The sequence below is a fragment of the Paraburkholderia sp. MM5482-R2 genome, assembly GCF_050436125.1.
GTDB lineage: Bacteria > Pseudomonadota > Gammaproteobacteria > Burkholderiales > Burkholderiaceae > Paraburkholderia > Paraburkholderia tuberum.
In genome coordinates, this window is the sequence record NZ_JBNDLP010000002.1 from 2,992,683 (window position 1) to 3,006,941 (window position 14,259).

16 protein-coding genes are annotated in these 14,259 nt (G+C 64.0%); 4 read left to right on the forward strand and 12 right to left on the reverse strand.

What is annotated here, in order from left to right; genetic code table 11:
* The first annotated feature begins 152 nt into the window (after nucleotides 1-152).
* Nucleotides 153-1,679, forward strand: a complete 1,527-nt coding sequence (gene lysS, locus OKW37_RS16605; protein WP_184057326.1) for a lysine--tRNA ligase — start codon at nucleotides 153-155, stop codon at nucleotides 1,677-1,679.
* Between the two features lie 345 nt (nucleotides 1,680-2,024).
* Entirely contained in the window at nucleotides 2,025-2,723 is a 699-nt protein-coding gene (locus tag OKW37_RS16610) for a glycine zipper 2TM domain-containing protein (protein WP_429405218.1), read from the forward strand.
* A gap of 102 nt (nucleotides 2,724-2,825) precedes the next feature.
* Here OKW37_RS16610 and iscX read toward each other — a convergent pair whose 3' ends face one another.
* From iscX to OKW37_RS16660, 10 genes are all read right to left on the reverse strand, one after another.
* Nucleotides 2,826-3,023, reverse strand: a complete 198-nt coding sequence (gene iscX, locus OKW37_RS16615; RefSeq protein ID WP_027198111.1) for a Fe-S cluster assembly protein IscX — start codon at nucleotides 3,021-3,023, stop codon at nucleotides 2,826-2,828.
* Between the two features lie 15 nt (nucleotides 3,024-3,038).
* Entirely contained in the window at nucleotides 3,039-3,380 is a 342-nt protein-coding gene (gene fdx, locus OKW37_RS16620; protein WP_090800789.1) for an ISC system 2Fe-2S type ferredoxin, read from the reverse strand.
* Nucleotides 3,381-3,568: 188 nt separating this feature from the next.
* Nucleotides 3,569-5,440: a Fe-S protein assembly chaperone HscA gene (gene hscA, locus OKW37_RS16625; protein ID WP_429405216.1), complete on the reverse strand. Its 1,872-nt coding sequence runs from the start codon at nucleotides 5,438-5,440 to the stop codon at nucleotides 3,569-3,571.
* A 164-nt stretch (nucleotides 5,441-5,604) separates the two neighbouring features.
* Entirely contained in the window at nucleotides 5,605-6,132 is a 528-nt protein-coding gene (gene hscB, locus OKW37_RS16630) for a Fe-S protein assembly co-chaperone HscB (protein ID WP_429405214.1), read from the reverse strand.
* Between the two features lie 137 nt (nucleotides 6,133-6,269).
* Nucleotides 6,270-6,593, reverse strand: coding sequence for an iron-sulfur cluster assembly protein IscA (iscA, locus tag OKW37_RS16635; protein WP_090800794.1), 324 nt, complete (start codon nucleotides 6,591-6,593; stop codon nucleotides 6,270-6,272).
* A 78-nt stretch (nucleotides 6,594-6,671) separates the two neighbouring features.
* On the reverse strand, nucleotides 6,672-7,085 hold the full coding sequence (gene iscU, locus OKW37_RS16640) for a Fe-S cluster assembly scaffold IscU (RefSeq protein WP_090800797.1): 414 nt from the start codon (nucleotides 7,083-7,085) through the stop codon (nucleotides 6,672-6,674).
* 72 nt (nucleotides 7,086-7,157) lie between these two features.
* Entirely contained in the window at nucleotides 7,158-8,381 is a 1,224-nt protein-coding gene (locus OKW37_RS16645) for an IscS subfamily cysteine desulfurase (RefSeq protein ID WP_429405212.1), read from the reverse strand.
* A gap of 83 nt (nucleotides 8,382-8,464) precedes the next feature.
* Complete coding sequence (gene iscR, locus OKW37_RS16650; RefSeq protein WP_018417524.1) at nucleotides 8,465-8,995, reverse strand: Fe-S cluster assembly transcriptional regulator IscR; 531 nt, start codon at nucleotides 8,993-8,995, stop codon at nucleotides 8,465-8,467.
* 163 nt (nucleotides 8,996-9,158) lie between these two features.
* Complete coding sequence (locus tag OKW37_RS16655) at nucleotides 9,159-9,656, reverse strand: low molecular weight protein-tyrosine-phosphatase (RefSeq protein ID WP_018417523.1); 498 nt, start codon at nucleotides 9,654-9,656, stop codon at nucleotides 9,159-9,161.
* 152 nt (nucleotides 9,657-9,808) lie between these two features.
* The gene (locus tag OKW37_RS16660; protein ID WP_429405210.1) at nucleotides 9,809-10,048 is read right to left on the reverse strand and encodes a hypothetical protein; all 240 of its coding nucleotides are present in this window, start codon (nucleotides 10,046-10,048) and stop codon (nucleotides 9,809-9,811) included.
* Between the two features lie 275 nt (nucleotides 10,049-10,323).
* Here OKW37_RS16660 and OKW37_RS16665 point away from each other — a divergent pair, with 275 nt between their 5' ends.
* A complete protein-coding gene (locus OKW37_RS16665) occupies nucleotides 10,324-10,851 on the forward strand; it encodes a hypothetical protein (protein WP_429405208.1) in 528 nt (175 codons plus the stop codon).
* Nucleotides 10,852-10,946: 95 nt separating this feature from the next.
* On the opposite strand, the gene OKW37_RS16670 is transcribed toward OKW37_RS16665, so the two are convergent.
* Nucleotides 10,947-12,362 (reverse strand): lactate utilization protein B, encoded by a 1,416-nt coding sequence (locus OKW37_RS16670; protein WP_429355762.1) that lies wholly within the window; start codon nucleotides 12,360-12,362, stop codon nucleotides 10,947-10,949.
* A 111-nt stretch (nucleotides 12,363-12,473) separates the two neighbouring features.
* Nucleotides 12,474-13,196, reverse strand: a complete 723-nt coding sequence (locus tag OKW37_RS16675; protein ID WP_184057341.1) for a (Fe-S)-binding protein — start codon at nucleotides 13,194-13,196, stop codon at nucleotides 12,474-12,476.
* 178 nt (nucleotides 13,197-13,374) lie between these two features.
* On the opposite strand from OKW37_RS16675, the gene OKW37_RS16680 reads away from it, so the two are divergent.
* A complete protein-coding gene (locus OKW37_RS16680; RefSeq protein ID WP_090800805.1) occupies nucleotides 13,375-14,205 on the forward strand; it encodes an IclR family transcriptional regulator in 831 nt (276 codons plus the stop codon).
* Nucleotides 14,206-14,259 lie beyond the last annotated feature (54 nt).

The following is a 14,259-nucleotide window of genomic DNA, read 5'->3' on the forward strand; positions in this document are numbered from 1 at the left end:
CACCGATCGGGACCGCACCTTCTTCGTTGCTGCTTTTGCGTTGCTTCCACGCTATTTATTCGCCGTTTTTCCAGTACCGCCTGAGGTTTTTACACTGACTGGCTTCCCGCCAGCGGAGCACTCCGCGGCGGGCCACCGAATACCAAATCATCATGACTGAACCGACCCAGCCGACTGTCGTGCCCGAAGCGGACGACAACAAGATCATCGCCGAGCGCCGCGAAAAGCTGCGCGAACTGCGTGAGCGAGGCGTCGCCTATCCGAACGATTTCCGTCCCACGCACCACGCCGAAGATCTGCAGGCGCAGTACGAGCACGCCGACAAGGAAGCGCTCGAAGCGCATCCGCTCGAAGTCGCGATCGCCGGCCGCATGATGCTGAAACGCGTGATGGGCAAGGCAAGTTTCGCGACCGTGCGCGACGGCTCGGGTCAGATCCAGTTCTTCATCACACCGGCCGACGTCGGTCAGGAGACCTACGACGCATTCAAGAAGTGGGACATGGGCGACATCGTCGCCGCGCGCGGCGTGCTGTTCCGCACCAACAAGGGCGAGTTGTCGGTGCGCTGCACGGAGCTGCGTCTGCTGTCGAAGTCGCTGCGTCCGCTGCCGGACAAGTTCCACGGTCTCGCCGACCAGGAAATGAAGTACCGCCAGCGCTATGTCGATCTGATCGTCACGCCGGAAACGCGCCGCACGTTCGTCGCGCGCACGAAGGCGATTTCGTCGATCCGCAAGTACATGGCCGACGCGAACTTCATGGAAGTCGAAACACCGATGCTGCACCCGATTCCGGGCGGCGCGGCGGCCAAGCCGTTCTCGACGCACCACAATGCGCTCGACATGCAGATGTTCCTGCGCATCGCGCCGGAGCTGTACCTGAAGCGGCTGGTGGTGGGCGGCTTCGAGCGCGTGTTCGAGATCAATCGTAATTTCCGCAACGAGGGCGTATCCGTGCGCCACAACCCGGAATTCACGATGATCGAGTTCTACGCGGCCTACACCGATTACAAGTGGCTGATGGACTTCACCGAGCAGCTGATTCGCCAGGCCGCGATCGATGCGCTCGGCACGGCCACCATCACTTATCAGGGCCGCGAGCTCGATCTGTCGAAGCCGTTCCATCGGCTCACGATCACGCAGGCGATCCAGAAATACGCGCCGCAATACACGAACGAGCAGCTCGCCGACGGCACGTTCCTGCGCGCCGAGCTGAAGAAGTTCGGCGTCGATGCGTCGCAGCCGCAGTTCCTCAACGCGGGCATCGGCTCGCTGCAACTGGCGCTGTTCGAAGAGACCGCCGAGTCGCAACTGTGGGAGCCGACCTACATCATCGACTACCCGATCGAGGTGTCGCCGCTCGCGCGTGCGTCGGACAAGGTGGCAGGCATCACCGAGCGTTTCGAGCTGTTCATCACCGGCCGCGAAATCGCCAACGGCTTCTCGGAGCTCAACGATCCGGAAGATCAGGCCGCGCGCTTCAAGAAGCAGGTCGACCAGAAAGACGCCGGCGACGAGGAAGCGATGTTCTACGACGCCGACTACATCCGCGCGCTCGAGTACGGCATGCCGCCGGCGGGCGGCTGCGGTATCGGCATCGACCGTCTGGTCATGATGCTGACCGATAGCCCGAGCATCCGCGACGTGATCCTGTTCCCGCATCTGCGGCGCGAAGACTGAGCGACGCTGGGCGCGAGCGCGCGTTGTGCTTCGCGAGCAATGCGATGGTTTGAAGAGCGCCCGGTTGATGCCGGGCGTTTTCTTATGCGCGCGTTTTCACTTTGCGGGACCGTTTTCTGCTTCTCATCGTTTGTAACCAGCGGTAAAAGCTGCTCGTTCGCGCGCAAGTCGCCGCGGACTCGATGGTCTTAGAAGTTTGTTGACACCAAAGCGCACCGCGTAAAGGGCGCCTACCCACGCCCGAGGGCGCCATCTGAGCGGTTACAAATAGAAACGCTGCCCGGATCGAATTGCCCGACAATCAGTCTCACAAGAAGTCGGCTCTGTCAGAAACGGAGGCCCTACATGGACACCCCTACTCATCAACCCACGCAGCCACGTCGTCTTCATCCCTTGATCGCGGTGGCCGCCGGCGCGGTGCTCGTCGCGAGTCTCGTCGCTACCGCGGCGATCACCGGCGTGTTCCCGAAGGCGTCGGGCAACGGCGCACAGAACGATCGGACGCAGGCCGCGCAGGTCAGCACGCAAGCGCCGGGCGTCGTCGATTCGGCCGCGCCGGTCAAGCCATCTGCGCAACAGCGGCAGGATCAGGCTCAGCAAGCGGTGCCGGCCGCCCCTGCCGCCGCTCCGACCCAGCAGCAATACGCGCAGCAACAGCAGGCACAGGCCGCGCCGCAGTATGCGCAGCAGCCGGCGCCGCATGCCGCTTATTGCTCGACTTGCGGCACCGTCGTCGCGATCTCGGCGGTTCGGCATGAAGGACATGGCACCGGCATTGGCGCGGTCGGCGGTGCGGTGGCCGGGGGCGTCGTCGGTAATCAATTCGGCGCCGGCGGCGGGCGTACCGCGATGACGCTGCTCGGCGCGCTGGGCGGCGGGTTCGCCGGCAACTCGGTCGAAAAACATCTGCGCAGCACGACGTCGTATTCGGTGCGCGTGCACATGGAAGACGGCAAGACGCGCTACTTCACCTATAGCGAGGCGCCGCCGTTGCGCGACGGCGAGCGCGTGCGCGTTCAGAACGGCGGCCTCGTCGCCGACTGAGCTGAGCTCGGCGCCCAACGTTCGTCGACGCGCCATGAAAAAAGGCGATTCCATCGGAATCGCCTTTTCTTTGGAGTTCAATACACCCGTTCGAACACGCGTTCAATAATCCGCGTCTTCGATCCATGCCGCCTGAATCGCTTCGAGAATCTTTTCGCTCGAACGGTTCGGATCGTCGTCGAAGCCTTCGAGCTCGGTCACCCAGCGGTGCAGGTCGGTGAAACGCACCTGCTGTGGATCGACGTCCTGATGCTTGTCCGTCAGAGCCATCGCGATGTCTTGCGTATCGGTCCACTTCATGGCGGCACCCTCCTGTTAGTGATTTTCCTTCGCGTGATTGATCGAGTAACGCGGAATTTCGACGACCAGATCCTGCTCGTCCGGCATGACCGCCTGACACGACAGGCGCGAAGCCGGTTCCAGCCCCCATGCCTTGTCCAACAGATCGTCCTCGTCTTCCTCGGATGGCGTCAAGGCGGCGAAACCCTCACGAACGATTACGTGGCAGGTCGTGCACGCGCACGACTTCTCGCACGCATGCTCGATTTCGATACCGTTATCGAGCAGGTTGTCGCAGATGCTCTTGCCGGGAACGGCGTCGATCACCGCGCCTTCCGGGCACAGTTCGACGTGAGGCAGCACAACGATTTGAGGCATACAGTTTCCGTTTGGGTCTGAGGCACGGCGGCTGCCAGCAATGCCGGGTGCAGGCTCCGTGCCATTTTACTGGCGCCGCGCGGACTTTTTAAGTCCGCGCGGGCGCGATCGGTGGTTCGTGGGGGGAGCAGTTCGTGCGTGGCCTGAGCGCGCGTCGCGTGCACGTTGCTGTCGCTACGCTCGCCCGTTCAGATCTCGTCGAGCTTGCGGCCCGACAGCGCGCGGCGAATTCCCTTGTTCATGCGGCGCGCGGCGAATTCGTCGGTGCCTTCGGCGAGCGCCTTCGTCGCGGCTTCGATCGCGCCGACGTCTTCGCCTGGCGCGACGTTGCGCAGCGCGGCGAGCAGCGCGTCGAGTTCGGCGCGTTCGCTGTCGTCGAGCAGCTCGGCGTCGGCGGCGAGCGCCGCGTCGGTCGCTTCGACGAGACGCTGCGCTTCGACCTGCGCCTCGCGCAATGCGCGCGCGCGCATGTCGATTTCAGCGGTCGAAAAGCTGTCTTCGAGCATGCGCGCGATGTCGTCGTCGGCGAGGCCATACGAAGGCTTCACGACGACCGATGCCTCCACGCCCGACGCCAGCTCGCGCGCAAACACCGACAGCAGGCCGTCGGCGTCGACCTGATAGGTCACGCGAATGCGCGCGGCGCCGGCCGCCATCGGCGGAATGCCGCGCAGCTCGAAGCGCGCGAGCGAACGGCAATCGCTGACGAGCTCGCGCTCGCCTTGGACGACGTGAATCGCCATCGCGGTCTGGCCGTCCTTGAAGGTCGTGAAATCCTGCGCGCGCGCGACTGGAATCGTCGAGTTGCGCGGAATGATCTTTTCGGTGAGGCCACCCATCGTCTCGACGCCGAGCGACAGCGGAATCACGTCGAGCAGTAGCCATTCGTCGCCTTCCGCCCCGCGGTTGCCGGCCAGCAGATCGGCCTGGATCGCGGCGCCGAGTGCGACGACCTGATCCGGATCGAGATTGACGAGCGGCGGCTGGCCGAAGAACGCCTCGACCGCGCGGCGGATCACCGGCATGCGCGTCGCGCCGCCGACCAGCACGACGCCCTTGATTTCCTTCGTGGTGACCTTCGCGTCGCGCAGCGCCTTTTTCGTCGGGCCCAGCGTGCGTTGCACCAGCGCGGCCGTGATGGTCTCGAAAGTGGCTTCGTCGATCGTCAGATCGAGCGCGGTGCCGTTGGCAAGCGTGAGTTCGAGGGTAGTGTGCGACGCGCTCGACAGCGCCTCCTTGGCCTCGCGCACGCTATCGAGCAGCAGGCGCACGTCGTGCGGCGCGAGCGTCTGCGACGCGATGCCGGCCTGTTCGAGCACATGGCGATATAGCGCATGGTCGAAGTCGTCGCCGCCGAGCGCGGAATCGCCGCCCGCCGCGAGCACTTCGAAAACGCCCTTGGTGAGCTTCAGGATCGACAGGTCGAAGGTGCCGCCGCCGAGGTCGTAGACCGCGTACAAACCTTCGGCTCCGTTGTCGAGACCGTAGGCGATCGCGGCAGCGGTCGGTTCGTTGAGCAGACGCAGCACGTTCAGCCCCGCGAGACGCGCGGCGTCCTTGGTCGCCTGGCGCTGCGCTTCGTCGAAGTAAGCGGGCACCGTGATTACCGCGCCGACCAGCTCGTCGCCGAGCGTGTCTTCGGCGCGCTGGCGCAGCGTCGCGAGAATTTCAGCCGATACCTCGACCGGGCTCTTCACGCCGTCGACGGTGCGGATCTGCACCATGCCGGGAGCATCGACGAAGTCGTACGGCGCGTTTTCGGCGCCCTCCACCTCGGCCTTGCCGCGGCCCATGAAGCGCTTGACCGACACGATCGTGTTGCGCGGGTCGGTCGCGGCTTCGGCCTTCGCCCGGCGGCCGATGCGACGGCCGCCCTGCTCCAGGTAACGCACCACCGACGGCAGCAGCACGTGCCCGTCTTCGTCGGGCAGCACATCGGGCAGGCCGTTGCGCACGGCGGCTACGAGGGAGTTGGTGGTGCCGAGATCGATACCGACCGCCAGACGCCGCTGGTGAGGCGCCGGCGCCATGCCGGGTTCGGAGATTTGCAGTAAGGCCATCTGGATCTTCTCGGGGACGTTGTGCCCCGTCCTGAATGTTCGCGTTGCTGGGGTGATGCCGCGGCTCGCGGCCGCTCTGGTTTTTTGTTTGTCGCTTACTACGTCGCTGCCTGCTGTTGCTGCTTGCCCGCGCCGCGTTTTTGCGCGCGTCGCGCGAAAGCGCGCTAGCCTTCGAGCCGCTCGATCTGGGCATCGATTTCCGACGCGACGCGCTCGATGAACATCAGCTGCCGCACCGCCTCGCCCGCCGCCTGATTCGCGCCGTGATCGAGCGATGCGCCGAGCTTGTCGAAGCGCCGACGCTCCTCGTCGCGCAACTCGATGAGCAGCGCGTCGAGCGCGTCGACGTTCTTCGCCGCGGCCGCGTCCTCGATGTTCTCGCGCCACTCCATCTGCTGCATCAGGAACGCGGGCTCCATCGCCGTGTTGTTCTCCGCGCCGAGGTTGATGCCGCGCAACGACAGCAGATAGGTCGCGCGCTTGAGCGGATCGCGCAGCGTCTGATAGGCCTCGTTCGCGCGCGTCGCCCACTGCATCGCGATGCGCTTTTGCGCATCGCCGGCCGCCGCGAAGCGATCCGGATGCACCTGCGCCTGCACGGTGCGGTACGCGTGATCGAGCGTGCTCGCGTCGAGCGCGAATTGCGCCGGCAGACCAAACAGATCGAAGTGGCTGTCGTTCAGCGAGGCCATCGGATTAAAGTCCGTTGATGAAAACTGGTATGGAGACGTCGGGCCTTGTCAGGCGCGACCGCTTCAGTCGCCCGCGGATCAAACTAAAAAGGCGGCCCGCGCCGCCTTTGATCCGCCGCACGCGGAAAGTATCGAACCTAGACGCGGAACGACTCGCCGCAGCCGCATTCGTCTTTCACGTTCGGGTTGTTGAACCTGAAGCCTTCGTTCAGCCCTTCGCGTGCGAAGTCGAGCTCGGTGCCGTCGATATACGCGAGACTCTTCGGGTCGACGACGACCTTCACGCCGCCCGTCTCGAACACCTGATCTTCAGGCGCGACTTCGTCCACGTACTCGAGCTTGTAGGCGAGGCCCGAGCAACCGGTGGTGCGCACGCCGACGCGCAACCCGATGCCCTTACCGCGGCGGGTCAGATACTTCTGGACGTGCTGTGCTGCCTTTTCGGTCAACGTAATTGCCATAACGTTTCTCAGTTGCCAGAGCGCGCGGCGCGCGTGTCCGCGCCGCGCTCACCGGTTACTCCGTTCTTACCCTGTTGCTCAGGCGGCCTTGCCGTCTTCGGCAAGCGCTGCTTCGCCGTGGCGCTGCTTGTAGTCGGCGACCGCTGCCTTGATCGCGTCTTCCGCGAGGATCGAGCAGTGGATCTTCACCGGCGGCAGTGCCAGTTCTTCGGCGATCTGCGTGTTCTTGATCGACATCGCCTGGTCGAGCGTCTTGCCCTTCACCCATTCGGTGACGAGCGAGCTCGATGCGATGGCCGAGCCGCAGCCGTAGGTCTTGAACTTCGCGTCTTCGATGATGCCGTCCGCGCCGACGCGGATCTGCAGCTTCATCACGTCGCCGCAGGCCGGCGCACCGACCATGCCGGTGCCGACCGTGTCGTCGTCCTTCGCGAAGGAACCGACGTTGCGCGGGTTTTCGTAGTGGTCGAGGACCTTGTCGCTATAAGCCATGATTACACTCCTTGATTCGTTTCAACCTGCAATGCGATGAACGTTCGATGTCCGCTTCGTCCAGCCGGCGCGTCAGTGCGCGGCCCACTGGATGGTCGACAGATCGATCCCGTCCTTGTGCATTTCCCACAGCGGCGACAGATCGCGCAGCTTGGAAATCTTCGACTTCAGCAGGTTGATCACGTAGTCGATTTCCTGCTCGGTCGTGAAGCGTCCCACCGTGAAGCGGATCGAGCTGTGCGCGAGTTCGTCGTTGCGGCCAAGCGCGCGTAGCACGTACGACGGCTCCAGCGACGCCGATGTGCACGCCGAGCCCGATGACACCGCGACGTCCTTCACCGCCATGATCAGCGATTCGCCTTCGACGAAATTGAAGCTGATGTTCAGGTTGTGCGGCACACGCTTTTCCATGTCGCCGTTCACATACACTTCCTCGATTGGCGACAGGCCTTTCAGCAGCCGGTCACGCAGCATGCGGATGCGCTCGTTTTCGGTCGCCATCTCTTCACGCGCGATACGGAACGCTTCTCCCATGCCGACGATCTGGTGCGTGGCGAGCGTGCCCGAACGCATGCCGCGCTCGTGACCGCCGCCGTGCATCTGCGCCTCGATACGGATACGCGGCTTGCGACGCACGTAAAGCGCGCCGATGCCTTTCGGGCCGTAGGTCTTGTGCGCCGAGAACGACATCAGGTCGACCTTCAGCTTCTGCAGATCGATCTGGATCTTGCCGGTGGCCTGCGCCGCGTCGACGTGGAAAATGATGCCCTTCTCGCGCGTGATCTCGCCAATCGCCTCGATGTCCTGGATGACGCCGATCTCGTTGTTGACCGACATCACCGACACCAGAATCGTGTCCGGGCGCAGCGCCACCTTGAACGCGTCGAGGTCGATCAGACCGTCGTCCTTGACATCCAGATAGGTGACTTCGAAGCCTTCGCGCTCGAGCTCGCGGGTGGTGTCCAGCACCGCCTTGTGCTCGGTCTTCACCGTGATGATGTGCTTGCCCTTGCTCTTGTAGAAGTGCGCGGCACCTTTCAGAGCGAGGTTGTCCGACTCCGTCGCACCCGAGGTCCAGATGATTTCGCGTGGATCGGCGTTCACGAGCGCGGCGACCTGCTCGCGCGCTTCCTCGACTGCGCGCTCGGCGGTCCAGCCATAAGCGTGACTACGCGATGCGGGATTGCCGAACTGCTCGCGCAGATACGGGATCATCTTTTCCACCACACGCGGATCGATCGGCGTCGTGGCGCTGTAGTCCATGTAGATGGGCAGATGGAGAGAGTCGTTGTTCATCAATTGCTCCGGGGACGTCATGTGCTCTGGCTTCTGGGCTCGATATGGGGCTGCGGCGAGGGTTTTCTATTGCGTGCCGCGCTTCACGAACCGGCCATGTTGAAAACGGAATTGGGACCCTTGGGCGCCACGCGGACGGGTTCGACCGCCGGAGCGTCGTTGCGCCTGTCGCGCAGCACGGCCGGCGTGCCTTCGCGCGAACGCTGCTGATCGACCAGATCCTTCAGCGAAACCGAATCGAGGTATTCGACCATTTTCTGGTTCAGCGTCGACCACAGCTCATGCGTCATGCAGTGGCCGTCGTGCTGCTTGGTGCCTTCGCACGTGCCCTTACCGCCGCACTGGGTGGCGTCGAGCGGTTCGTCGACCGCGATGATGATGTCGGCCACCGTCACCTCTTCGGCACGGCGCGCGAGATTGTAGCCACCGCCCGGTCCGCGCACGGACTCGACGATTTCATGACGGCGCAGCTTGCCAAACAGCTGCTCGAGATACGACAGGGAGATGTGTTGGCGCTGGCTGATACCCGCAAGCGTCACCGGGCCCTGCTCCTGGCGCAGCGCCAGGTCGATCATCGCCGTGACGGCGAAACGGCCTTTCGTGGTGAGTCTCATATGATGTGGGAACCGCAATTCTCGACAAGTTCGGTCAAGTATAAATACATGAGCGATTTAGTCAAGTATGGGCGGTAAATTTTGTGTCATTCGCTTAATTGATCGCCATACGTCGACGCCGCGCCCCCACCCGTGTGGTGCGTCTGCGTTCTTCGCCCGATGCCTACGCGAGCAACTGCGGGCGCAGCGCGGCGATCAGCCCGCGGCAGGCTGCTTCGCATTGATCGAGCACCAACTCGAAGCCTTCCGCGCCGCCGAAATACGGATCGACAACCTCTCGCGCGCCGCTCCAGCGGCCATCCGACTCAGGCACGAACTCCATCAGCAGACGGATCTTGTCGCGCTGTGCGGGCGGGCACAGTTGACGCAACGCGGCGACGTTTCGGTCGTCCATGGCAATCAGCAGATCGAAGCGCTCGAAGTCCGCGACCGTGATCTGGCGGCCGCGCAGCGCGTCGAGCGCATAGCCGCGCTGGCGGGCCGCGTGTTGCGCGCGTTCGTCGGGCGCCGCGCCGATGTGCCAATCGCCGGTGCCGGCCGAATCGATCAGGATGCAGTCCGCAAGCTTCGCCTCGTCGACCAGATGACGCATCACGCCCTCCGCCGTCGGTGAACGGCAGATATTCCCGAGGCAAACGAAACAGATGGACACAGTTTTCATCAGGGATTTTCGACGCCCGAGGCGCCGCGCGTGAGGTCGTCAGACAGTCAGCGGACTGCGCCGCGATTATACAAATCTCGACAGATTCGCGCCGAGCGGGGCGCAGCCAGCAAGATCAGCGGCTTCGGAGCGTCGCGGTCCGCCGCGCCCGCTTACGATGCCTCGGCGAGCGGCGTCGCCGTGGCTGCACGCATCGGCTTGGCCGGCAATGCCGACGCCGTGTCGATCATGCCGTACGACACCGCGCGTGCGAGTTCGGCGGTCAGATGGTTGGCGTCGAGCGGCATCTGCGAAGCGCGCGAAGCGGTTTGGCCGTTGACGTGCAGAAAGGCGAGCACCGCGAGCGGTACAACGATGGCTAGGGGCCAGTACACCGGTATTGTCTTTTTCATGATGTGTTTTTCAATTAGGGGCGCATGAGCTTATGACGCACTATGCCCTAACGAAATGCTATAGGAATTCACAATCGGGAAAAAGCGGCCCGCGCGAGATAGATCGTTGCTTGATACGAAACAGTCAATTGACACCTCTTTCGGGAACGAGTGGCGCATCGCTGGCACACAAAAGTGAAGCTTACAAATGCATACAAAGCCGCCGCGACGGACGGCGACAATCACGGTCTTATTCTTACCCTTACATTTCTTTGCACTGGCATCGGTCCCACAAAATGAAACGCATTGCACCTCTCGCTGGCCTGGTGGCCGCCGCGCTGCTCGGCGGCTGCGCGATCTATCCGGACGGCACGCCGATGTACGGCAACGGCTACGGCGCCTATAGCGGCTACAATGGTTATGACGATTCCGCATACGCGCCGGGTGCCGCGGTCGTGCCGCAAACCAATGTGTACCTCGGCTACGGCGATTACGGTCCGGGACGCTACTACGGCCCGGCGCCGGGCTCTGGCTATCGCGGCTATCCGGATCGCGGTCATCCGAACGACAACGACTGGCACCACGGCGATCACGGCAACGGTCATGGCAACAATGGCGGCGGTCCTGGACAACCGCACGGCGGCCCGCCGCCGCAGGGCGCAGCGGGCGGTCCGCACGGCCCTGGTGGTGCCAATGGCGGCCCGCACCCCGGCGCGGGCGGCCCGCCGCCGGGCCACCCGCAAGCCGGCAACGGCGGTGGACGAGGCAACGATTCGGGGAGAAATGCGCCCGCGCGTCAGCCGGGGCAGATGACCGAACATTGAAGACGGAGCGGCGCTGAAGCATCCCGCCGGCTTCTTCGCCCATTTCGACGGCTGCGCGAGCGCGCAGCCGTCAAACCAATCCCAATGCCGCCCGCTCAGCCAATATGGCTGCGCTGCGCGGCATACAACTCGCGGAACGTACGACCCACCGGCGCCGGCATGTCGCGCGTATCGGTCCAGCCCGCGCCGCCGAGCGGCAGTTTGGCGATCGACCGATTGCGCCCACCCATGCGCTCCAGCACGCGCACGGCGAGTTTGGTAAAGAGCGCATAGGCATCGGGATGCAGCGCGAACCAGCCCCACAGCGCCAACCCGGCGCGCTCCTTCCACGGCCGCAGGTGTCGCTCCATCTGCTTTTCGCGCAGCTTGCGCAACAGATCGGACAGCGGGATACCGACCGGACACACGCTATTGCATTCGCCGCATAACGTCGCCGCTTGCGGCAGGTCGAGCGCCTTGTCGATGCCGACATAGCTCGGCGTCAGCACCGACCCCATCGGCCCCGGATAGACCCAGCCATATGCGTGCCCGCCGACCTTCTGATACACCGGGCAATGGTTCATGCACGCGCCGCAGCGGATGCAGCGAAGCATCTCCTGGAAGTCGCCGCCGATCAGCCCTGTGCGGCCACCGTCGACGAGCACCACGTACATATGCTCGGGCCCATCCTGATCGCCCGCGCCGCGCGGCCCGGTCAGCATCGAAAAATAGTTCGAGGTGGCCTGGCCGGTTGCCGAACGCGGCAGCAGGCGCATAGCCGTCGCGAGATCCTCGAGCGTCGGCAGCACCTTCTCGATGCCGGTGACAGCGACATGCACGCGCGGCATCACCGTGCACATACCTTCGTTGCCCTCGTTGGTCACGAGCGCGACCGAGCCCGTTTCCGCGATGATGAAATTGCCGCCCGTCACGCCCATGTCCGCGCTCAGAAAATGCGGCCGCAGCATCTCGCGCGCCTCACGCGTCATGTCGGGAATCTCGGTGAGCCGCGGCCGGCCGTGCGTCTTCGCGAACAGATCGGCGATCTCGTCCTTATCCTTGTGAACGACCGGCGCGATGATGTGGCTTGGCGGCTCGTTGTCGTTGATCTGCAGGATGTATTCGCCGAGGTCGGTTTCGATCGACTGCACGCCCATCTGCCCGAGCACTTCGTTCAGACGCATTTCCTCGGTGACCATCGACTTGGTCTTGATCACCTTCTTCACGCCGTGCTTGCGCGCAATGTCGCCGACGAGCCGCGCGGCCTCCTGCGTGGTCTCCGCGAACAGCACAGTCACGCCGCGCCGGGTCGCCTCGCGCTCGAAGGTTTCGAGCCACACGTCGAGATTCTCGAGCGCGCGATCACGGCGCTCCTTGAGCGCGGCCCGCGTCGCGGGGAAATCGATCGCGGTCATCGCGCTCGCGCGCGCCGACACGAACTTCGTGGACAGCTTGGTCAGGTTCTGCTGCAGGCGCTGGTCGGCGAGTTTCTGACCGGCGCGAGCCTTGAACTGCATCGATTGGACTTGCATGGCGGCCCTGATGAAATCGCATTGAAAGGCGCGGCGCATTCGCGCCCGACGCAATGCGTGACAGACAAGATAAACGTGACGCGAACAATGGCGGTGTTCGCCGCGCGGGGATTACACGTCGCCGGCCAGCACCTGTGCGATATGCAGCACGCGCGTCGTCGAGTCACCGTTGCGGCGCAGCCGCCCTTCGATATTCAACATGCAGCCGAGGTCGCCGAGCACCACCGCACCGGCGCCGCTCGCGGCGATGTTCGCGCACTTTTCGTCGACGATCGCGGTCGAGATATCGCCGTATTTGACCGCGAAAGTGCCGCCGAAGCCGCAGCAATGCTCGCAGCCTTTCATCTCGGTGACCGCGACGCCGACCTGCGCGAGCAGTTCGCGCGGCTGTTCCTTGACGCCCAGTTCGCGCAAGCCCGAACACGAGTCGTGATAAGTCACCTGTCCCGCGAACTCGCCCGGTTGCAACTGCACCTTCGCGACGTTAACGAGGAAATCCGTCAGCTCGAACACCTTGCCGCGCAGGCGGCCGAAACGGTTCATCAGTTCGGGATCGTCGCGGAACAGGTCGCCGTAGTGCGCGCGGATCATGCCGCCGCACGAGCCCGACGGCACCACCACATAGTCGAACTGTTCGAACTCGCGCAGCGTTTTCTCGGCAAGGTCGCGCGCGAGGCGGCGGTCTCCCGAGTTATACGCAGGTTGCCCGCAACAGGTTTGCGCGGGCGGCACTACGACCTCGAAACCGGCGCCTTCGATCAGCTTGATGACGGAGAAACCGATCTCGGGACGCATCAGGTCAACGAGGCAAGTGACGAACAATCCGACTCGCATGAGCCCTCCTTGCGGGGAAACGTCCCTGATTATCCGCTGTTTGCCGGTGCAATACCAACGGCCGGAAGGCATAGGAAGCACGCCGCGCCGGATTCGAAGCGCGCCTCGAAGCGTTCGCTTTTTTCACAATACGAGATACAATCAGTTTTCGCTGTTTGACGCATCCACCGATTCTCATATGAGCGATACGAACCCGGATCCCAAAACTTCGATCCAGGTGATCGAACGCATGATGCGCCTGCTCGACGCACTGGCGGCGCATAGCGACCCGGTCAGCCTGAAAGAACTGGCCATCCGCACGGAGCTGCATCCATCCACCGCGCACCGCATCCTGAACGATATGGTGATGTGCCGGCTGGTCGACCGTTCAGACCCCGGCACCTACCGTCTTGGCATGCGCCTGCTCGAACTGGGCAATCTCGTCAAGGCGCGCCTGTCGGTGCGCGACGCGGCGCTCACGCCGATGCGCGAGCTGCACCGCGAGACCGGGCAGACCGTGAACCTGTCGGTGCGTCAGGGCGACGAAATCGTCTATATCGAACGCGCGTATTCGGAGCGCTCGGGCATGCAGGTGGTGCGGGCGATCGGCGGGCGCGCGCCGCTTCATCTGACCTCGGTCGGCAAGCTGTTCCTCGCGGCCGACGAAGCCACCCGCGTGCGTGCCTACGCAACACGCACCGGTCTGTCGGGCCACACGCAGAACAGCATCACCGATCTCGCGAAACTCGAGCGCGAGCTGTCGCATGTGCGCCAGCAGGCCTGCGCGCGCGACAACGAGGAACTGGAGTTGGGCGTGCGCTGCATCGCCGCCGGCATCTACGACGATACCGGCAAGCTGGTCGCGGGGCTGTCGCTGTCGGCGCCGGCCGATCGTTTGCAGGATTCATGGCTCGGGCAGTTGAGCCAGACCGCGTTGATGATTTCGGAATCGCTCGGCTACCGGCCGCAGCCACAGCAGGACCATGCGCACGGCGGGCACGGCTCACATGGCTCGCATGGCCAGCATTAGTGAAGGGGGCGGCCGCCCAACCGCCGTTGCACCCTTTGCCCTCCCGCCGGCGCC